Annotated in this window: 19 protein-coding genes and 1 riboswitch; of the genes, 14 read left to right on the plus strand and 5 right to left on the minus strand. The window is 35.7% G+C overall.

Going from position 1 to position 20853, the window contains the following annotated elements; genetic code table 11:
- Positions 1 to 44: 44 nt before the first annotated feature.
- Positions 45 to 1223 (minus strand): YbfB/YjiJ family MFS transporter, encoded by a 1179-nt coding sequence (locus AC3EMB_RS01740; RefSeq protein ID WP_488517415.1) that lies wholly within the window; start codon positions 1221 to 1223, stop codon positions 45 to 47.
- 122 nt (positions 1224 to 1345) lie between these two features.
- Here AC3EMB_RS01740 and AC3EMB_RS01745 point away from each other — a divergent pair, with 122 nt between their 5' ends.
- Positions 1346 to 2215, plus strand: coding sequence for a LysR family transcriptional regulator (locus AC3EMB_RS01745; RefSeq protein ID WP_053565396.1), 870 nt, complete (start codon positions 1346 to 1348; stop codon positions 2213 to 2215).
- A 20-nt stretch (positions 2216 to 2235) separates the two neighbouring features.
- On the opposite strand, the gene AC3EMB_RS01750 is transcribed toward AC3EMB_RS01745, so the two are convergent.
- The 3 genes from AC3EMB_RS01750 to AC3EMB_RS01760 all read right to left on the minus strand — a co-directional run bounded on the left by AC3EMB_RS01750 (position 2236) and on the right by AC3EMB_RS01760 (position 3858).
- Positions 2236 to 2400: a type II toxin-antitoxin system antitoxin gene (locus tag AC3EMB_RS01750; protein ID WP_001085171.1), complete on the minus strand. Its 165-nt coding sequence runs from the start codon at positions 2398 to 2400 to the stop codon at positions 2236 to 2238.
- Positions 2401 to 2415: 15 nt separating this feature from the next.
- Positions 2416 to 3261, minus strand: coding sequence for an SPFH domain-containing protein (locus AC3EMB_RS01755; protein WP_053565395.1), 846 nt, complete (start codon positions 3259 to 3261; stop codon positions 2416 to 2418).
- A 219-nt stretch (positions 3262 to 3480) separates the two neighbouring features.
- A complete protein-coding gene (locus tag AC3EMB_RS01760) occupies positions 3481 to 3858 on the minus strand; it encodes a YgaP family membrane protein (protein WP_000812341.1) in 378 nt (125 codons plus the stop codon).
- A gap of 338 nt (positions 3859 to 4196) precedes the next feature.
- Between AC3EMB_RS01760 and pcrB the strand changes: the two genes are divergently transcribed.
- From pcrB to AC3EMB_RS01795, 7 genes are all read left to right on the plus strand, one after another.
- Complete coding sequence (gene pcrB / locus AC3EMB_RS01765) at positions 4197 to 4886, plus strand: heptaprenylglyceryl phosphate synthase (RefSeq protein ID WP_488517416.1); 690 nt, start codon at positions 4197 to 4199, stop codon at positions 4884 to 4886.
- Positions 4887 to 4898: 12 nt separating this feature from the next.
- On the plus strand, positions 4899 to 7148 hold the full coding sequence (gene pcrA, locus AC3EMB_RS01770) for a DNA helicase PcrA (protein WP_139213320.1): 2250 nt from the start codon (positions 4899 to 4901) through the stop codon (positions 7146 to 7148).
- A 14-nt stretch (positions 7149 to 7162) separates the two neighbouring features.
- Positions 7163 to 9172, plus strand: coding sequence for an NAD-dependent DNA ligase LigA (gene ligA, locus AC3EMB_RS01775; RefSeq protein ID WP_023520911.1), 2010 nt, complete (start codon positions 7163 to 7165; stop codon positions 9170 to 9172).
- A gap of 16 nt (positions 9173 to 9188) precedes the next feature.
- On the plus strand, positions 9189 to 10385 hold the full coding sequence (locus AC3EMB_RS01780) for a CamS family sex pheromone protein (RefSeq protein ID WP_053565394.1): 1197 nt from the start codon (positions 9189 to 9191) through the stop codon (positions 10383 to 10385).
- Between the two features lie 96 nt (positions 10386 to 10481).
- Positions 10482 to 11252, plus strand: coding sequence for a TSUP family transporter (locus AC3EMB_RS01785; RefSeq protein WP_000391979.1), 771 nt, complete (start codon positions 10482 to 10484; stop codon positions 11250 to 11252).
- Between the two features lie 154 nt (positions 11253 to 11406).
- Entirely contained in the window at positions 11407 to 12954 is a 1548-nt protein-coding gene (pruA, locus tag AC3EMB_RS01790) for an L-glutamate gamma-semialdehyde dehydrogenase (RefSeq protein WP_000259555.1), read from the plus strand.
- A 558-nt stretch (positions 12955 to 13512) separates the two neighbouring features.
- Positions 13513 to 14661: an acyltransferase gene (locus tag AC3EMB_RS01795; protein WP_053565392.1), complete on the plus strand. Its 1149-nt coding sequence runs from the start codon at positions 13513 to 13515 to the stop codon at positions 14659 to 14661.
- A 99-nt stretch (positions 14662 to 14760) separates the two neighbouring features.
- Here AC3EMB_RS01795 and AC3EMB_RS01800 read toward each other — a convergent pair whose 3' ends face one another.
- The gene (locus tag AC3EMB_RS01800; RefSeq protein WP_053565391.1) at positions 14761 to 15318 is read right to left on the minus strand and encodes a cysteine hydrolase family protein; all 558 of its coding nucleotides are present in this window, start codon (positions 15316 to 15318) and stop codon (positions 14761 to 14763) included.
- A 242-nt stretch (positions 15319 to 15560) separates the two neighbouring features.
- Positions 15561 to 15666: riboswitch (SAM riboswitch) on the plus strand.
- Between the two features lie 123 nt (positions 15667 to 15789).
- Between AC3EMB_RS01800 and AC3EMB_RS01805 the strand changes: the two genes are divergently transcribed.
- The 6 genes from AC3EMB_RS01805 (at position 15790) to gatA (ending at position 20851) form a co-directional block, all read left to right on the plus strand.
- A complete protein-coding gene (locus AC3EMB_RS01805) occupies positions 15790 to 16809 on the plus strand; it encodes a methionine ABC transporter ATP-binding protein (RefSeq protein WP_053565390.1) in 1020 nt (339 codons plus the stop codon).
- Positions 16799 to 17464 (plus strand): methionine ABC transporter permease, encoded by a 666-nt coding sequence (locus AC3EMB_RS01810; RefSeq protein ID WP_001261865.1) that lies wholly within the window; start codon positions 16799 to 16801, stop codon positions 17462 to 17464. Before AC3EMB_RS01805 ends, AC3EMB_RS01810 begins: the two co-directional genes overlap by 11 nt.
- 21 nt (positions 17465 to 17485) lie before the next feature.
- Positions 17486 to 18340: a MetQ/NlpA family ABC transporter substrate-binding protein gene (locus AC3EMB_RS01815; RefSeq protein ID WP_488517417.1), complete on the plus strand. Its 855-nt coding sequence runs from the start codon at positions 17486 to 17488 to the stop codon at positions 18338 to 18340.
- A 369-nt stretch (positions 18341 to 18709) separates the two neighbouring features.
- On the plus strand, positions 18710 to 18946 hold the full coding sequence (locus tag AC3EMB_RS01820) for a YiaA/YiaB family inner membrane protein (protein ID WP_001254393.1): 237 nt from the start codon (positions 18710 to 18712) through the stop codon (positions 18944 to 18946).
- Between the two features lie 141 nt (positions 18947 to 19087).
- A complete protein-coding gene (gene gatC / locus AC3EMB_RS01825; protein WP_000086999.1) occupies positions 19088 to 19378 on the plus strand; it encodes an Asp-tRNA(Asn)/Glu-tRNA(Gln) amidotransferase subunit GatC in 291 nt (96 codons plus the stop codon).
- Between the two features lie 15 nt (positions 19379 to 19393).
- Positions 19394 to 20851, plus strand: a complete 1458-nt coding sequence (gene gatA / locus AC3EMB_RS01830; protein WP_000051441.1) for an Asp-tRNA(Asn)/Glu-tRNA(Gln) amidotransferase subunit GatA — start codon at positions 19394 to 19396, stop codon at positions 20849 to 20851.
- Positions 20852 to 20853: the final 2 nt, after the last annotated feature.

Consider the following 20853-nt stretch of genomic DNA (forward strand, 5'->3'; position numbering starts at 1 on the left):
TATAGTACGTTGAATCTTTTCAAGAGATTATAAACTATTTGTATCTATATACACTTTTTCTCTACCTGCTTACATCTTATTTCTCCAATTAATAATAGCAGTATTGAGATGATTAACGTAAGAGCAGCGACAAGGAGTGGGAGGGAAAAACTTTGCATTTGCTCTGCAATAATACCTGTAAAGATTGGACCGATAATTTGGCCAATCCCATAAACACCTGTCGTATAACCAATGATTTTATTACTTTCATTCGGTCTTATTCGTTTTGCTTCTGTAGTTGTTAAAATTGTAATTCCGACGAATGTAGCACCTAGAAGGAATGCACTTAGAAATGCCCCAAAAAGGTTTGGAATAAGGAGTAGAGAAAGTAAACTTATAATTTGTAACATATAGGCGGATGTAAGAGCTCGTGTTGGTCCGTACTTCCGAGCAACAGTGGACCAAATGTAACTAGATGGGATGACAGCAATACCGACAATAATCCAGCTACAAGATGCATAGAAGGGTGATAGTGTAATTCTTTCTACAATGGTGACAAGGAAGGTCCCTGTAATGATATAGCCAAACCCTTCGAATCCGTAAGCTAAAATAAGCCAAAATAAATAGTTTTTTCTATGAGATGTAGCTTGTATAGTACTTTTTGGTTGCTGTATAGTATGTCTACTGTCCTCTCTTAACCATTTCCATACAAGGATAGCTAAACTAAAACTAATAATTCCTAACCCAATCCATGCACCTTGCCAATTCCAAATTGAGTTGAATAAAGGTGCGAAACTTCCAGAGAAAATAATGCCAATTCCAACACCGCTATAAATCATGCCACCTAGCATGACTTTATTACTTTGAAATAAATAATCTAAAACAATACTAGAGGCAAGAACAAATACAATTGCACTTGTGAAACCACCGATAAAGCGAAGGGGAAACCATAAAAAGATATAAGAGGTTAAGCCCATACAAAGAGTTGAAAGAACATTGAAGAATAAACAGTGGTGTAATATTTTTTCACGATTTTTTATCGTAATGAATCCAATAAAGAATGCCCCAAGTAAATAACCAAGATAATTAATGGACGCTAAATATCCAGCGAGGTCATCTTCTATATGGGCTTGCTTTTCCATAAAAGAAATAATCGGTGTGTAGGCGAACCGACTAATACCCATGACAGCTATTAAAGAACATATCCCAGCTATAATCATTTTCCATGTTTTTGTTTCTTTCATATAATCTCCCTTCTTGAAATATCTTCTAATATATATGATAGAGGAATATATATGGGGCGTAAAATACTGATTTTTTATATGTAATATCAAAATTAATGATATGAACGAAGGGATATGAACGAATGAACTTACAAGATTTTGTAGCTTTTTATATGGTCGCGCAGGAGAAAAGTATTTCAAGAGCAGCTATTCGGTTGAATTTTGTTCAATCAAACATAACAGCAAAAATAAAACGGCTAGAAGCTGAATATGAAACACAATTATTTTATAGGCATCGAGATGGAGTTACATTAACACCAGCCGGAGAAAAGTTGTTAACATACGCTGAAAAAATGATTCAATTATTAAATGAATCAAAAAGGCAAGTAAAACATACAGCGGAGCCTGGAGGAGTATTGAAAATTGGAGCGATGGAAACAGCAGCAGCTGTTAGATTGCCCACGATTTTAGCTAATTATCATATGCGCTATCCAGAAGTGGAAATTATGTTGCAAACGCACAATACGGAAGAATTAACGAAGAAGGTACTCTTATATGAAATAGAGGGGGCATTTGTAGCTGATTGTATAGCTGATCCAGCTTTAGAAAAGATAGAAGTATTCCAAGAGGAAATGATGTTACTTTCAAAGCGGAATGTTTTGTGGGATAACGGATATTCGGAATCGCAGTCTTTTATCGTTTTTCAATCAGGTTGTTTTTATAGAAAAGTTTTAGAAGAATGGTTACTATCTGAAGGGATTGTTCCAAAAAAAATAATGGAATTAAATTCTTTAGACGGTATTATTGGATGCGTAAAAGCTGGACTTGGGGTGTCTATGTTACCACGTGAAGTAGCAGAGCAATTTGATAGCCATAAAGAACTTATTCATACACCGTTAGTACATGAAAACAGGTTTATTCCGACTTATTTTATTTATCGGAAAGATAGTGTGAGAACAGCAGCGTTAAGCAAGTTTATTGATGACTTGCTTTGTATAAAAACAGCCCGCTGAAAATTCAGTGGGCTGTTTGTTCATGCATCTTTATCTTTCTTCAATTTTCCTTTTTGCTTTGCCATTTCTCGAAGTAAATACTCGATGTGTGCATTGACGCTACGAAACTCATCATTTGCCCATTTTTCGATGACTGCGTGTAATTCAGGATCAATACGTAATGGAAAGCTTTTCTTTTTAGCCATAATTACTTATAGCCCTTAGTATAGGCTTCCTGTATTAATAACTGGTTGCGCACCTTTATCTGAAACGATGGCAACTAATAGGTTGTTTACCATATTCGCTTTACGCTCGTCATCTAATTCAAGTACGCCTTCCTCATCTAACATATGGATTGAATCCTTCGCCATCTTCACAGCACCTTCAACAATCTCTTTTCTAGCAGCTAATACCGCTTTTGCTTGTTGACGTTGTAGCATCGCATGGGCAATTTCTGTTGCATAAGCTAAATGTGTTAAACGAGTTTCTAATACTTCTACGCCTGCGATTTCAAGGCGCGCTTCTAACTCACGCTTTAATTCTTCAGAGATTTCTTCAGTATTCCCGCGTAACGTAATGCAAGTTTCATCTTGGAAATTGTCATAAGGATATTTTGTTGCGACGTGGCGGATTGCTGTTTCACTTTGAATTTCTACAAATCGATCGTAATGTTCAACACCGAACATTGCTTTTGCAGAATCAACTACTTTATATACAATAACAGCTGCAATTTCAATCGGATTTCCCTCAACATCGTTTACTTTTAATTTCTTACTATTAAAGTTTTCAACACGTAATGAGACAGTTTGACGGAATGCGAATGGAATTGTTAAAAATAAACCATTTTGACGAATTGTTCCTAAATAATTACCAAAGAACGTAATAACTTTCGCTTGATTCGGTTGAACAATACCGATACCTGTAGCGAGAATTGCGGCTAATATAATAGTTAGTGCTGCTCCTACGAAAATTTCTTGTGCAAGGAAAAATATACCGATAGCAGCTAAAATCAAAATTCCAATAATACCGAGAAAACCATTTACATAAAATACTTGTTTTTCTTTCATATGATCGCCTCCTGATATAAAAATGATATCACTTTTATATCATTTTAAGCAAGGGGTATGCACCTAATTTTCTGAAATTTATTGATTGATATCTTTTATGTACATTTTAAAGTTAGAAATAAGAATATACGTTCTGTTTTATGGTAAAATAAAGAAGACTTAACCGCCCACTGCAGCAGCTAAGTCCCTTTGAGAGCATCTTGCATCGTGACAAATGATTCAAAGCGGTTTTGCCAGGATTATTTCTTCAATCGCTGACTCAATCTCTTTGTCAGAAGCGTCATAACTTCCCTTTGACTTTGGCTTGTCATGAGCGGAAGTTTGATTCACTTCTTCTTTAGCATGTCCTTTTTCAGTAAAATTCATGCCAGGCATTTTAAATGCGCCCATATTCATGTATTTTCCAAATTTCCACGCTTCAACAATAGGGCAGAAGCGAACAATTCCCTCTGCAACTTTCATTGCACCAATCCATAGAAAAATGTTAGACCAAGTGCACCACGGCTTGCGTACAAGTTTAGTTGCACTACATCCGAAGAGGACAAGCCCAAGTGTAATTCGAATTAGAGCGTTTATTGTCCCGATGTTTTGCTTCATTAGAAAAACACTCCTTTTTATGAAAATTGAAATAGTAAATACTACTTCTCTTATTAGTATCCCGTGTGATTTTTGGGATATGTAATCCAACATTTGACGTTGAAAAAGATGTTGGATTCGGCGTGTGTGTCAGTAGCTTTTTTTGTTATAATGAAAGAATGCATAAAAGGAAGTTCAAAATTAAATCCTCTCGTTTGAAAAAATGTGGAAGAGGGAATTCAAAACTTAATTCTCCGTTTTAAACAAATATTTAAGGTGAAGTTAAAAAAATCCTAATGAAAATAAACTGTTATTTTGAACAGAAATATACATAAATAGAGAAAAGAAAGGGTGTTTTCATGTACGATATTTCCGGGTGGAAACATGTATTTAAGCTTGATCCAAATAAGGAGTTAAGTGACGAACATTTAGAAATGATTTGTGAGTCTGGAACGGATGCTGTTATTGTAGGCGGAAGTGATGGAGTTACAATTGATAACGTATTACACATGCTAGTTAGCATTCGTAGATATGCAGTTCCTTGTGTATTAGAGGTTTCTGATGTAGAAGCAATTACACCAGGATTTGATTTTTATTACATCCCAAGTGTTTTAAATAGCCGAAAAGTAGAATGGGTAACAGGTGTTCATCATGAGGCATTGAAAGAATTTGGGGATATTATGGACTGGGACGAAATTTTTATGGAAGGGTATTGTGTTTTAAATCCCGAAGCGAAAGTAGCCCAGCTTACAGATGCGAAATGTGATTTAACAGAAGATGACGTTATTGCATATGCGCGTTTAGCAGACAAGTTATTACATTTACCGATATTTTATTTAGAATATAGCGGTACGTATGGAGATGTTGAACTTGTTAAAAATGTAAAAGCAGAATTGAAACAAGCCAAGTTATATTATGGCGGTGGTATTTCTAATGCAGAACAGGCGAAAGAAATGGCGCAATATGCTGATACAGTAGTTGTTGGAAATATTATTTATGATGATATAAAATCGGCGTTAAAAACAGTTAAAGCAGTAAAAGGAGAGTAGGTGCAGGCGTATATGAGTATGACAGATAAGTTATTAAACGGTTTAAATCCACAGCAACAAAAAGCAGTACAAACAACGAATGGACCACTTCTACTAATGGCAGGTGCAGGTAGTGGTAAGACACGCGTGTTAACACACCGTATTGCGTATTTGCTTGGTGAAAAAGGTGTAGCACCATGGAATGTACTAGCTATTACCTTCACAAATAAAGCAGCTCGTGAAATGCGCGAGCGTATTGATAAACTTGTGGGACCAGAAGCAGAAGATATTTGGATTTCGACGTTCCACTCTATGTGTGTACGTATTTTACGACGCGATATCGATCGTATTGGTATTAATCGTAACTTTACAATCTTAGATTCAGGTGATCAGCTAACTGTAGTCAAAAAAATTATGAAAGAGCGCAATATTGATCCGAAGAAATTTGAGCCGCGCTCTATTTTAGCGGGTATTAGTAATGCAAAAAATGAACTGTTATCTGCGGATAAATATGCAAAAAAAATTACAATGGCTGATCCATATGAAAAATTAACGAGCGATGTATACACAGAGTATCAAAAACGTCTTTTGAAAAATAATTCATTAGACTTTGATGATTTAATTATGACGACTATTCAGCTATTTGAACGTGTTCCAGAAGTATTAGAGTTTTATCAGCGTAAGTTCCAATATATTCATGTTGATGAGTATCAAGATACGAACAAAGCGCAATATCTTCTTGTTAAACATTTGGCAGCACGTTTTAAAAATCTTTGCGTTGTAGGTGACTCTGACCAGTCTATTTATCGCTGGCGTGGTGCAGATATTTCTAACATTTTGTCATTTGAAAAAGACTATGAGAATGCACAGGTAATTTTGTTAGAACAAAACTATCGTTCGTCACAAAATATTTTAAATGCAGCGAATGCTGTTATTGAAAAAAATACGAATCGTAAACCGAAGAAATTATGGACAGACAATCAAGTTGGAAGTAAAATCTCGTATTATCGTGCCGCAACTGAAAAGGACGAAGCATATTTTGTTGCGAAAAAAATTCGTGACGATCTTCAAATGGGGAAACGAAAATACACTGATTTTGCAGTGCTATATCGTACGAATGCTCAGTCTCGTATGGTCGAGGAGATTTTCCTTAAATCTAACATTCCGTACAAAATTGTCGGGGGAACTAAGTTCTACGACCGTAAAGAGATTAAAGATATTTTGGCGTACTTACGTTTAATCGGTAATCCAGATGATGAAATTAGTTTTGCACGTATTATTAACATGCCAAAGCGTGGTATTGGTGCGACTTCTATCGATAAAATTATTAATTATGGTGTGCAAAACGGAATTTCATTAACTGCTGTATTTGATGAGATTGAGCATGTTGGAGTAAGTGCAAAAATTACAAAGGCAGTAAAAGAATTCGCAAGTTTATTACACAACTGGGTAAATATGCAAGAGTATTTATCTGTTACAGAATTAGTAGAAGAAGTTATTGAAAAAACAGGCTATCGCGATATGTTGAAAAATGAGCGTTCTTTAGAAGCGGAAGGTCGTTTAGAAAACTTAGACGAATTCTTATCTGTTACGCAAACATTTGAATCTCAAAGTGAAGATAAGAGCCTTGTTGCATTCTTAACAGATTTAGCACTTGTTGCTGATATTGATCGTGTAGATGAAGACCCAACTGCTGGTGAAGAAGTTATTTTAATGACGATGCACTCAGCAAAAGGATTAGAGTTCCCGGTTGTCTTTATTGTTGGTTTAGAGGAAGGGATATTCCCTCATACTCGTTCTCTTATGGAAGAGGATGAAATGCAAGAAGAACGTCGTCTTGCTTATGTAGGTATTACTCGTGCAGAAGAAGAGTTATATTTATCTAATGCGCAAATGCGTACTTTATTTGGTAGAACAAGTATGAACGCTGCGTCTCGCTTCATTACAGAAATCCCGGCAGAACTAGTGGAATCATTAAATGAAACAGCGCCGAAGCGTGAAAATTCGTTTGGTGCAAAAGGCAGAACAACAAGTAGCAGTAAAATGACAACGACAACCGCAACACGCTCTCGTTCAGCTTTCGCGCGTCCAGCAGCTAAGACGACAGGCGGTGAGCAAATTGGCTGGGCAGTAGGCGATAAAGCTTCCCACCAAAAATGGGGAATCGGTACAGTTGTAAGTGTAAAAGGTGAAGGTGATGCAAAAGAATTAGATATTGCGTTCCCAAGCCCGATTGGTGTTAAACGTTTGTTAGCAAAATTTGCACCTGTGACGAAACAATAGAAAGGAATGAGGATATGTCAAAAGAGATAGCAAAAAAACGTATAGAAGAACTGCGTGATTTGTTAAATACATTTAATTATCAATATCACGTATTAGACAATCCTTCTGTTTCTGATGCGGAATATGACCGTGATATGCAGGAGCTTATAAAATTAGAAGCAGAGAACCCAGAGTTTATGAGTGAAGATTCTCCCTCCGTTCGCGTTGGGGGAACTATTCTTGATATATTTGAAAAAGTAACACATAAGTCACCAATGTTAAGTTTAGGGAATGCATTTAACGAAGGGGATTTGCGTGATTTCGACAGAAGAGTATGTCAAGGAATTGATGGTGCGAATGTAAGATATATATGTGAATTAAAAATTGACGGGCTTGCCGTTTCGCTTCATTATGAAAAAGGACGCTTCATTCAAGGGGCGACACGTGGTGATGGTGTAACGGGTGAAGATATTACTCAAAATTTAAAAACGATTAAAGCTATCCCACTTCGTTTAAATGAAGAAGTAACGTTAGAAGCACGAGGCGAAGCTTATATGCCGAAGCGTTCATTCGTTAAACTAAATGAAGAAAAAGAGCAAAATGGAGAAGATGTATTTGCGAATCCGCGTAATGCAGCAGCAGGTTCAATACGTCAACTTGATCCGAAAATTGCAGCGAAGCGTAACTTATCTATGTTTGTGTACGGTCTTGCGAATGTAGAAGAAAAAACAATTCCATCGCACAGTGAATCGCTTGATTTCTTAGGTGAACTCGGATTTAAGACAAATCCAAATCGCCGTACATGTGAAACAATCGAAGAGGTTATAGCTTATGTAGAAGAATGGCAAGAAAAACGTCCGCATCTTGATTATGAGATTGATGGAATCGTTATAAAAGTAGATGATGTTGCTCTTCAAGAAAGTCTAGGAACTACAGCGAAGAGTCCACGATGGGCGATTGCTTATAAATTCCCAGCTGAAGAAGTTGTAACGAGACTAACAGGCATTGAATTAAGTGTTGGCCGAACAGGGGTTGTAACGCCGACTGCAGAGCTAGAGCCAGTGAGAGTTGCTGGTACGATTGTTCGCCGTGCTTCTTTACATAACGAAGATTTGATTCGTGAAAAAGACATTCGAATTGGTGACTACGTTGTTGTGAAGAAGGCTGGAGATATTATTCCTGAAGTTGTGAACGTTATTTTTGATAAGCGTACTGGTGAAGAAGAAGAATACCGTATGCCAACGCATTGTCCAGCATGTGAGAGTGAACTTGTTCGTTTAGAAGAAGAAGTAGCACTTCGATGTATAAATCCGACTTGTCCGGCTCAAATTCGAGAGGGATTAATCCATTTCGTTTCAAGAAATGCGATGAATATTGATGGACTTGGAGAACGTGTCATTACACAACTCTTTGATGCAGATTATATTCGTACATTTGCTGATTTATATGCATTGACGAAAGAGCAATTATTACAGTTAGAACGTTTTGGTGAAAAATCAGCAACAAACTTAATACAAGCAATTGAAAATTCTAAAGAAAACTCGTTAGAGCGATTATTATTTGGTCTTGGAATTCGCCACGTTGGAGCGAAAGCAGCACGTACATTTGCAGAGCACTTTGAAACGATGGATGAGCTTGTAAAAGCAACAGAAGAAGAACTAAAAGCAATTAATGAAATTGGCGAAAAAATGGCTCAATCTGTTGTGACATATTTTGATAATGAAGATGTATTAGAATTATTACAGCAGTTTAAAGAGTATGGCGTGAATATGACATACAAAGGTATAAAAATTGCAGATTTACAAAATGTTGAATCTTACTTCGCAGGAAAAACGGTTGTTTTAACAGGTAAGCTAGAAGTTATGGGACGAAGTGAAGCGAAGAAGAAGATTGAGGCATTAGGTGGAAAAGTAACAGGAAGTGTTAGTAAGAGTACGGATTTGGTTGTTGCAGGTGAAGCAGCTGGTTCGAAATTAGCACAAGCGGAGAAACATAATGTTGAGGTTTGGAATGAAGAGAGGTTCTTACAAGAGCTAAATAAGTAAGAGGTGCAAACTTACCATGAAAAAAATAGCATTAGCGATATTAAGCCTGGGCCTAATTGTAAGTGGGTGTAGTGCAGGTGCCGACAAAGATGAAAAAGTGGCTGAGAAATCGGGGAAAGCAAAAGAACAATCAGTTGTTCCAAAATACGCTATTTCGGATGAATATTATAAGACGACTATTCCATTTGATGGTGGAAATGCACGTGGTTTAGTGGTGCAAGGGCTAAATAGTCGTCTTGATATAGATGAATTTGAAACAGGATTAATGCGAATTGCAAAAGAATCATTTAATACGAAAGATAATTTTTTAAAAGGTGGAAGTGCTCTAGATACTCAAGTGATACAGATGCTTGTTAAAAGAAAACGTACAGATGCTGAACAAAAGGAACTAGAGGACAAATTAAAAAAAGATGCAGTTAAATTTCCTAATATAGGATTAAACCCTGCGTTAGGAACGGGATCCGAATCACTAGAAGTGAAAAATAAAAAAAATCCAATATATATTTCAAATATTTTAGAGCATGATTATTATGTGAAAAAAGGCGATAACAGCGAGGAACGTGTTGGTATGGTAGTTGGATTAGCAATGAATTCTGTTCAATATTTTAACGAAGAGCATGGTTATCCACGTGAAGCTGCAATCCCGGATGAAAAGATGTTAGCTGAAGGGAAAAAAATGGCGCAAGAAATTTTGAAAGTTATACATCAAAAACAACCTGATACAAAAAATATTCCGATAACATTTGCGATTTATCGCCAATCTCCAAAGTCTTCGCTCGTACCAGGTAACTTTGTTTCTTATGCAAATGTAGAAAAAGGTAGTGAAACGGTTGAAGATTGGAAACAAATTAATGAGAAATACTATTTGTTCCCATCAGAGCAAGCGAAAACAGATAATAAACGTGAAGATCTTGCAAGAGTATCCAACTTTAAGGCAAAACTAAGCGATTATTTCCAAGGCGACTATACAGCTGTTATTGGTACTGGTATGTATAGAGATGATGAATTAAGAGAAATGAAGCTTGATATTCCTGTCCAGTTTAATGGAAAAGCTGAAATAATTGGTTTTACACAATATGTGGCAGGGCTTGTTATGGAATACTTCCCGAATTATATGAAAGTACAAGTAACGATTAAATCTGTAGAACGCCCAGAAGCTATTATTATACGTGAAGCAAAACAAGATGAACCACTTGTGAAAATTTTAGATTAAATATGAAGGCTGTTCCTCTATGGAACAGCTTTTTTTCTTATGTAATTTTGTTATAATTTAAAATGTTGTAAATAATAGGGGTAAGGGGTAAAGTTCATGGAAGAATTAAGTTTTCAAGTCATTATTTTATTAATTGCATTCGGTTTTTTAGCAGCTTTTATTGATTCTGTTGTTGGAGGAGGAGGGTTAATTTCGCTTCCTGCGCTTATGTTTGTTGGCTTATCGCCAGCTTCGGCAATTGCAACGAATAAATTAGCAGCAACAATGGGGACGTTTACGAGTGCGATGTATTTCATTCGATCAGGAAAAGTTGATTTTAAAATTGTAGGAAAGTTAATCCCGTTAACTATTGTTGGAGCTGTTGCAGGTGCTTTAGTAGTAAAATTTATTCCATCGGATATTTTACGCCCATTAGTACTTGTAATGTTGGTATTTATTGCTATTTATATTATTGCAAAAAAGAATTGGGGAAGTGTGTCTACCTATAAGAAGATGACGCAAAGAAAAACATTAATATTTTTCTTTGTTATTTTAATGATAGGATTTTATGATGGATTTTTTGGACCAGGGACAGGGTCATTTTTAATTTTTGCATTTTTATTAATTGGTTTGGATTTTATTCAAGCGGCAGCATCTGGAAAACTTTTGAACTTTGTTAGTAATATTGTATCTTTAATTACTTTTTTATTTTTAGATATAATTCATTTTGAATACGGTATTATCATGGGATTATCAATGATCTTAGGTGCTTATTTGGGATCGAAGTTTGCGGTTCAAAAAGGCGTTGGATATGTAAGGACTTTATTTTTATTAGTTACTATATTATTGATCGGGAAAAATGTTTTGGAATATACTCATATTTTGTAGATTCATACGCATGTATGAATCTCTTTTTTTTATTATATTTTAAAAATTTATTAATTTTTAAAATATAAGTCTAGGAATATTTGAATAAATCTAAATTATCGTGTAGAATAATGTTGTAAAATGTAAACGTTTTTCTAAGGGGAGGCTAAAAAAAATGGTAGTAGCATACAAACATGAGCCATTTACAGATTTTTCAGTGGAGGCTAACAAATTAGCGTTTGAAGAAGGTTTAAAGAAAGTAGAATCTTATCTTGGACAAGACTATCCATTAATTATTGGGGGAGAAAAAATTACTACAGAAGACAAAATTGTTTCTGTAAACCCTGCAAATAAAGAGGAACTTGTTGGTCGTGTTTCAAAAGCAAGCCGTGAGTTAGCTGAAAAAGCAATGCAAGTAGCGGATGAAACATTCCAAACTTGGAGAAAATCAAAGCCAGAAATGCGTGCAGACATTTTATTCCGTGCTGCAGCAATCGTTCGTCGCAGAAAACATGAATTCTCTGCTATTCTTGTAAAAGAAGCAGGTAAGCCATGGAATGAGGCAGATGCTGATACAGCAGAAGCAATCGACTTTATGGAATATTATGGTCGTCAAATGTTAAAATTAAAAGACGGTATTCCAGTAGAAAGCCGTCCAATTGAATATAATCGTTTCTCTTACATTCCATTAGGAGTAGGTGTTATCATTTCTCCTTGGAACTTCCCATTCGCAATTATGGCAGGTATGACAACAGCTGCTTTAGTTTCTGGTAACACAGTATTACTAAAACCAGCTAGTACAACTCCTGTAGTAGCAGCGAAATTTATGGAAGTATTAGAAGAAGCTGGCTTACCAGCTGGCGTAGTAAACTTCGTTCCAGGTAATGGTTCTGAAGTTGGTGACTACTTAGTAGATCATCCTCGTACACGTTTCGTAAGCTTCACGGGATCTCGTGATGTAGGTATCCGTATCTATGAGCGTGCAGCGAAAGTAAACCCAGGCCAAATTTGGTTAAAACGCGTTATCGCTGAAATGGGCGGTAAAGATACAATCGTTGTTGATAAAGAAGCAGATCTTGAATTAGCAGCTAAGTCTATCGTTGCATCAGCATTCGGATTCTCAGGACAAAAATGTTCTGCATGTTCTCGTGCAGTAATCCACGAAGATGTATACGATCACGTATTAAATCGTGCTGTTGAATTAACAAAAGAATTAACAGTTGCTAACCCAGCAGTATTAGGTACAAACATGGGTCCTGTTAATGACCAAGCTGCATTCGATAAAGTAATGAGCTATGTTGCAATTGGTAAAGAAGAAGGTAGAATCTTAGCAGGTGGAGAAGGAGACGATTCTAAAGGCTGGTTCATCCAACCAACAATCGTTGCTGATGTTGCAGAAGATGCTCGCTTAATGAAAGAAGAAATCTTCGGACCAGTAGTAGCATTCTGTAAAGCAAAAGACTTCGATCATGCACTTGCAATTGCAAACAATACGGAATACGGTTTAACAGGTGCTGTTATTACTAACAACCGTGACCATATTGAAAAAGCACGTGAAGACTTCCACGTTGGTAACTTATACTTCAACCGTGGATGTACTGGTGCAATCGTAGGTTACCAACCATTCGGTGGCTTTAACATGTCTGGTACAGACTCTAAAGCTGGTGGACCTGATTACTTAGCACTTCACATGCAAGCAAAAACTACTTCTGAAACTTTATAAGAAATAGTAGAGGAGCTCTTCACAAAGTGTGAAGAGCTCCTTTTAAAATTGAAACCCCATATATTACCGTCGTTCGAAGAGAATGAGCTAAAACCTATTAATAGCGGGATAAACATGTAAACAGAAATAAAATAATGAGAAAAGTTGACGTATTAGTCATATTTTTTAGTATTCATTTTGAGAATTTCCTGTATAATACAATTTGAAAGAAAATCTATGGTTCGACAAGGAACACTCCTTTCGGTTTTGCTCACTGAAAGGAGTGTTTTTTTATTGACATAGATCAAGAGTTTTGATTTCGGAATGTTCAATAATTAGATAGAAGAAAAACTCTCTATTTAAGTAGTTGATTTGGAAAATATTAAATATATAAGAAAAAAATTGAATTTATTTTTAGGATTTTGTATAGTATACTAAGTGGTTTTATAATCGAATATCGAGATTTTAAGTTTCAGTTATTATTTTAATATTGATTATATTCTGGCATAATAGATTTGTACTTTTGGAAAAGACAAAAATGGTGAGGGGAAATGTTATGTGGGAAGGGATGATTGTTAGATGAATAAAAAGAATTATGTTGAATATGTTGACGTACTACGTGTATTTTCGATGTTTGCGGTAGTGTTTCTTCATACTGCTGCAGGAAGTTTACGGGGGAATATCGGTTCGGGTACTTGGCATATAACGAATGCACTGACAACTGTATTTAGTACAAGTGTACCTATCTTCTTTATGATTTCTGGTGCGATGTTAATGAGGAGTAGTAAAACGGAATCACTTAAAATAACTTATACAGAACGTTTGCCAAAATTAATTGTGCCATTTATTATATGGTCAACTATTGCTGTGTTATACTTTACGCCAAGGCCGATACAAATAACAAATGTTATTAAGAGTATTTTATACATACCGAATCAAGCAGCGACAGTACATCTTTGGTTTATGTATGCCATTATTCCTTTGTATATTCTTTCTCCTCTTTTGAAGAAAATGGTAGATGCTTTAAGTAAAGAGCTTATAAAGTACATGTTAATTCTTTGGTTTATAGTAAGTTCGCTATTGCCAACAATTGCAGTACTAGTTCCAAATGAATTAAAACCAATATTTACGTTGTATCCTAATTTTGATATGAACTTTTTAGGCGGATATATAGGGTATTTCCTCATAGGTTATTATTTAATGACATATGAGAAGAAGGTATCCAAAAGGTTGTTACTATCCATAATCGTTATAGATACACTTTTAATTATATTGGGTACTTGGTATGCAACGGTTAAAATAGGGGAATACTCTGAGGATTTTAAGGCATACGTTAGAGTATTCGAAGTAATGCTTTCAGGTTCAATCTTCTTATTAGTAAAAGAGTATTTTAGAAATTACTCAATGAATCCGTTTATGTTTAAGTGGATACAAATTTTATCTGCTTTTTCATTTGGTGTGTATTTAATGCATAATTTAGTAGTTGTATATATTGGGAATAGATTGAATATTTGGCCAGCACAATCAATTTGGATGTTATTAGTTGCTTTCATAATAATTACAGTTATAACAATGATAGCAATTATAATTTTTGCAAGTATAAAAATCACATGTTATCCATTAACAGGAATGAGTTTTAAGGAAGCTTCTCGTACATGTAATATTCAATTTTTATGGGGAAATTGGACTCAATCAAAAGATATTAAAAATGATAATGTATCAATGTAAATAATTAGTGAGATTTTTATAAGTATGATATGAATTCCTCAAAATAGGGCATGAATAGATGGTAAATATAATATAGTCGAAAAAAATCCTTTTGAATTTTCAAAAGGATTTTTTTCGTTGGACAAACTCTTTTGTGCTAAGTATTTCCGCATATATATTATTCAAACTTGCTAAAATTGTATTATGAATATAAACAGCTGGTATAGTAGCATTCTTAAAAGAAAGGTCTTTTGTAGCACAAGCATCATGTATAACGGTACATTGAAATCCAAAATCGAATGCAGCCCTTACTGTAGCATCAATACACATATGAGTCATCATCCCGCATACGACGACATGTTCAATGTCTAAACGCTGTAATTGCTCTAGAAGATTAGTTTCTCGGAAGCTATTTGGATAATGTTTGACTATAACTGTTTCTTCTCTAAGTGGACGTACGCTTTCGTGAATATGTACACCTTCTGTATTAGGTAGGAAAAAAGTAGCGTCATCTTTTATAGCTACGTGTTGGATATGAAAAATAGGTTCGCTGTTTGTTCTAAAGTGTTGTAATAACTGATTAGCATATTCGCTTGCTTCTACTGGATTACGCAATTCCATCTTTCCATTTGGAAAATAATCGTTTTGAATATCGACGAGTAAAAGAGCTGTTTTCATATATTTATCTGCCTCCGAGTTTCATATTCAAATAAATTTATTCAATTCGTAGAGAGGATTCTCCTGTTTAAAAATATGAGGAAGAAGAATTTTAAATAACCTTGAAAGTTACTATTTTCTCATGAATTTTCATCTGAAAATTTTAATAAAGGAATAATTAATATTTTTCTAAAAAATGTATTGACTCTTATTATTCTGAGTTCTATAATGAGAATTAATTAAATGACAATTAAATCGATACATTCTTATCCAGAGAGGTGGAGGGACTGGCCCTACGATACCTCAGCAACGGGTTTTTTAATACCGTGCTAACTCCAGCAAGCCATATAAAGGCTTGGAAGATGAGAAGATGTGAACGAGTACATATAAGTGCTCTCCTTCTTATCTTTATGGTTGATAAGAAGGAGAGCACTTTTTATTTTACCTCGAAAGCTCTACTTCAAGTTTTTACAGCATATAGGAGGGGAAAAAATGATTTCTTTTAACAATGTAAGTAAAGTGTATGAATCAGCTGGGCGATCTGTTCATGCGGTGGAGGATGTAACATTATCAGTTGAGAAAGGCGAAATTTTTGGCATTATCGGTTTTAGTGGCGCTGGAAAGAGTACATTATTACGCTTAGTAAATATGTTAGAGAGACCAACGTCAGGAACGATTGCAATAGATGATAAAGATATTACATCATTATCGACGAAAGAATTGCGCAAACTAAGACAAAGAATCGGAATGATTTTTCAAAGCTTTAATTTATTTAATTCAAGAACAGTGTTTGGGAATATTGCTTATCCATTAAAGTTAGCGAAATTGCCAAAGAACGAGATAAAGGAACGAGTGAATGAACTGCTGAAGTTTGTAGGGTTAGAAGATAAAGCAAACTATTATCCAGAACAGCTATCAGGGGGACAAAAACAACGTGTTGGTATTGCTAGAGCACTTGCGACATCGCCAGATATTCTTATATGTGATGAGGCAACATCAGCCTTAGATCCAGAAACGACGACAGAAATTCTAAACTTATTAAAGAAAGTAAATCGAGAATACAATTTAACAATCCTTCTTATTACACATGAAATGCATGTTGTGAAAGAAATTTGTCACCGTGTAGCTGTAATGGAGAAGGGAAAAGTTATTGAAGAAGGAAAACTGTTCGATGTTTTCACGCAACCAAAAACAAAGACGACTCAAAACTTTGTACGTTCTGTTATTAATGATCATTTACCAGAAAGTGTTCTAGCGAAAATTCAAAATGGTGGTCAAATTTATCGTCTAACATTTACTGGTGAGGAGACAGGACAGCCGGTACTATCATATATCGCAAAAAACTATAACGTCGATGTAAATGTACTGTATGGAAATATTATTGAACTTCAAAATGTGCTATTTGGAAATCTGCTTGTAGAATTGCAAGGTGAGCAGAGGGAAATTCAAAAAGCATTACAACATCTAAGACTGCAAGTGCAGCTGAAGGAGGTAGAAGCTCATGCGAGTTGATTGGAGTATATTTTGGCCGCGCATACTAGATGCGACGGGGGATACCCTCTTAATGGTAATTGTAACCCTTATATTCGCTACAATTCTGGGTATACCTCTAGGTTTACTTTTATATGTAACGAGAAAAGGAAACTTTTTAGAAAATAAATGGGTCTTTTCTATTCTTAACATCATAATTAATACAATTCGTCCGGTACCATTCATTATCTTTTTAGTAGCTTTAAGTCCACTAACGAGAAGCGTTATTGGAACGACGATTGGAACAGCAGCAGCAATTTTCCCGATGACGTTAGTCGCATCAATTGGTATTGCTAGAATGGTTGAAACAAATCTTGTTTCCGTTCCCAAAGGAGTAATTGAGGCAGCACAAGCAATGGGCGCCTCGCCAATTAGAATCGTTTTTGAAATCCTTGTACCAGAAGCGTTAGCACCATTAATCTTAGGTGTCACATTTATGACAGTTGGTTTAATTGAATTTTCTGCAGTTGCTGGGCTTGTCGGTGGTGGCGGTCTTGGTGACTTGGCAATGACATATGGTTATCAACGTTTTGATACATCAGTTATGTTTGTAACGGTTGTTTTACTTATTATTCTCGTACAGATAGCTCAAAATTTAGGAAACTACTTTGCGAAAGTCTTGTTACGTAGATCATAAAAAGGAAGAGAGGAAAAGAAAATGAAGAAAATTTTAGCATTTGCATTATCAGCGATTGTAGGAGTCTCAGCATTAAGTGGCTGCTCAAGTGGAGACACGGGTGCAGGAGCGAAAGAAAAAGTAGTTCGCGTCGGTGTAACTGGAACGGATGGAGACGCTTGGGAAATTTTGAAGAAAAAAGCTGGAAAAGAAGGGATTAAGATTAAACTGGTGGAGTTCTCTGATTATACAACTCCAAATAAAGCTTTAGCTGATGGAGATATTGAATTAAACTCATTTCAGCATATTGCTTTCTTAGAGCAATTTAAAAAAGAGCATAAGTTAGATATTACAGCTGTTGGTACAACACAAATTGCGCCAATGGGTTTATACTCTGAAAAATATAAGAAGGCAAATGAAATTCCAGATGGTTCAGAAATTGCAATTCCAAACGATCCAACGAACCAAGCACGTGCATTAAAACTTCTTGATGCAGCTGGAGTATTAAAGCTTAAAAAAGATTTTGGCTTATTTGGAGATCCAAGCGGCATTGCTGAAAATCCGAAGAAGTTAAAAATCACGCCGGTTATCGCACAGCAAACACCTCGTGTGTTAAAAGATGTAGCGGCATCAGTTATTAATAACGGTGTTGCTGGTCAAGCTGGATTAGATCCAGCGAAGGATCCTATTTTCTTAGAAGATCCAAAGAATGAAAATGCGAAGCCTTATATTAATATTTTCGCAGCTCGTACGAAAGATAAAGATGATCCAACACTGAAAAAAGTAATTGAACTATACCATTCAAAAGAAGTAACAGATGCAATTAAGAAAGAAACAAATGATGGTTCAATTTCAGTTGATCTTTCACTTGAGGAGCTTGAAAAAATCGTAAAATAATGATTGAGTTTAATGGACTAACAGAAGGAACCCCTCCGCTGTTAGTTCGTTCAACATATAAACTTAACAAACGAACCCTAATTCTGTACCTTCCAATTTTGTATAACGTAGAATCCAATGTTTGTTAAGTAGAGTAATGGACCAGGAGTTTTCCTGGTCTTTTTTTATGAATGAAAGTAGCTAGCGAACAGTAAGGTAATCTGAAAAACCAATTGTTTAGATTGCTTTTTCAGATTAGGCAGAAAACTTTCTTTAAAATAGTATTCTTTTATGATAGATTTATAAATATAAAACTAGAATTTACATAAAAATCCATCATGGTAAATATACTTATCTATAATGGGTATACAGCTAACGAGGGGGAGAACGATGAGAAGACGTAATACGCAAGCGTTCACGTTTTTAGCATGGACTTCATTTGTTTGTGCGCTTTCAGGTATGCTAATTGGGATTTATACGTTAGATGAAACGCTTAGTGTAAAAGGATACTATTTAATTGGAACATTATTTTTAACGATGTCTTGTTTTGTATTACAAAAAACAATTCGTGATAATGAAGAAGATAACGAGAGATTTCCGAAAAATAAACCGTTAGATAAAGAGTAGATTGTAAAGAAAGGCATTTGCCTTTCTTTTTTTATGTAAAAATGGCGTAAGTACTCTGTGTTGACTTGCTTGAAGTACTGAAAATTTGGTATCATCAATAGTATTGTAGATTGAACGATATATTATGGAGGTGGCCTAGCCGTGTCAAGAATTTCCGTTGAGAATGTAAAGCACGTAGCACATTTAGCACGTCTTGCAATTACTGATCAAGAAGCAGAAAAATTTCAAAAACAACTAGATGCAATTGTTACATTTGCAGAACAGTTAAATGAATTAGATACAACAGATGTAAAACCAACAACTCATGTATTAACTATGAAAAATGTTATGCGTGAAGATGTACCAGAAAAAGGTTTACCAGTCGAAGAAGTATTAAAAAATGCACCGGATCACAAAGATAATCAAATCCGTGTTCCAGCAGTATTAGAATAGAGGAGGGGAATTTCGATGTCATTATTTGATCATTCAGTATCAGAGTTACATAAGAAGTTAAACAACAAAGAAATTTCCGTTACGGATTTAGTAGAAGAATCTTACAAACGTATTGCGGATGTTGAAGATAACGTAAAAGCTTTTCTTACATTAGATGAAGAAAATGCACGCGCAAAAGCGAAAGAATTAGATGCAAAAATCGGCGCTGAAGATAATGGTTTATTATTCGGTATGCCAATTGGTGTAAAAGATAACATTGTAACTAACGGTCTTCGTACAACTTGTGCGAGCAAAATGTTAGCAAACTTCGATCCAATTTATGATGCGACAGTTGTGCAAAAGCTAAAAGCTGCTGACACAATTACAATCGGTAAATTAAACATGGACGAGTTCGCAATGGGTTCTTCAAATGAAAACTCAGGATTCTACGCTACGAAAAACCCATGGAACTTAGATTACGTTCCAGGCGGATCTAGTGGTGGTTCTGCAGCAGCTGTAGCAGCAGGAGAAGTACTATTCTCTCTAGGTTCTGATACGGGTGGTTCTATCCGTCAGCCAGCTGCATATTGCGGTGTTGTAGGTTTAAAACCAACTTACGGACGCGTATCTCGTTACGGATTAGTAGCATTCGCATCTTCACTAGACCAAATCGGACCGATTACACGTACAGTAGAAGACAATGCATACTTATTACAAGCTATTTCAGGTATTGACCGCATGGATGCAACTTCTGCAAACGTTGAAGTTGGAAACTATTTAGCTGGTTTAACAGGCGATGTTAAAGGTTTACGCATTGCTGTACCGAAAGAATACTTAGGCGAAGGTGTTGGCGAAGAAGCTCGTGAGTCAGTACTAGCTGCTTTAAAAGTATTAGAAGGTATGGGCGCAACTTGGGAGGAAGTATCTCTTCCACACTCTAAATACGCTCTAGCAACGTATTACTTACTATCTTCTTCTGAAGCATCTGCTAACCTTTCACGCTTTGATGGCGTGCGTTACGGTGTTCGTTCTGATAATGTAAATAACTTATTAGACCTTTACAAAAACACACGTAGTGAAGGTTTCGGTGATGAAGTTAAACGTCGTATTATGCTTGGTACATTTGCTCTTAGCTCTGGTTACTATGATGCATATTACAAAAAAGCACAACAAGTACGTACATTAATTAAGAACGACTTTGAAAATGTATTTGCTAACTATGATGTTATTATTGGACCAACAACACCAACTCCGGCATTTAAAGTGGGAGAAAAAGTTGACGATCCAATGACAATGTATGCAAATGACATTTTAACAATCCCAGTAAACTTAGCGGGTGTTCCAGCGATTTCAGTTCCATGTGGATTCGGTGCTAACAACATGCCACTTGGTCTACAAATTATTGGTAAACACTTCGATGAAGCGACAATTTACCGCGTTGCACATGCGTTTGAGCAAGCAACAGACTATCATACAAAAAAAGCAAGTCTGTAAGG

The organism is Bacillus sp. LQ16 (assembly GCF_057784645.1).